This is a genomic window from Paenarthrobacter aurescens (assembly GCF_025421775.1).
GTDB classification, from domain to species: Bacteria; Actinomycetota; Actinomycetes; order Actinomycetales; family Micrococcaceae; genus Arthrobacter; species Arthrobacter aurescens_B.
Map to the genome: position 1 here is coordinate 1 of NZ_JAOEFX010000099.1, position 307 is coordinate 307.

Annotated in this window: 1 protein-coding gene; it reads right to left on the reverse strand. The window is 37.1% G+C overall.

Translation table 11 applies throughout. The features are described from left to right. Positions 1 to 172, reverse strand: a 172-nt coding sequence (locus tag N7568_RS26350; protein WP_368736530.1) for a permease, incomplete at its 3' end; no start/stop codon positions are given. Positions 173 to 307 lie beyond the last annotated feature (135 nt).

The window sequence follows — 307 nt, forward strand, 5'->3', positions numbered from 1 at the left end:
ATACAAGAAAGGCAACAACACCACGTTCAATCATGATTTTCCAATCATTACCGAAAGCCACAAATGTCGCGAATAGGACAACAGGATTAATAATAGGCCCTGTTAACATGAACGGAATAGCAGCATATAAGGGAACGCCTTTTGCCATTAAACGCCTTGTAATAGGGACAATTCAACATTCACAAGCTGGAAATAAAGCTCAAATTACACTTTCTAGAACAATTGCGCCAAATTTATTTTTAGGGATAGCTTTTGCCATCATTTCGTCCGTTACAAAAATTTGAATGATACCGGAAATAATTACACC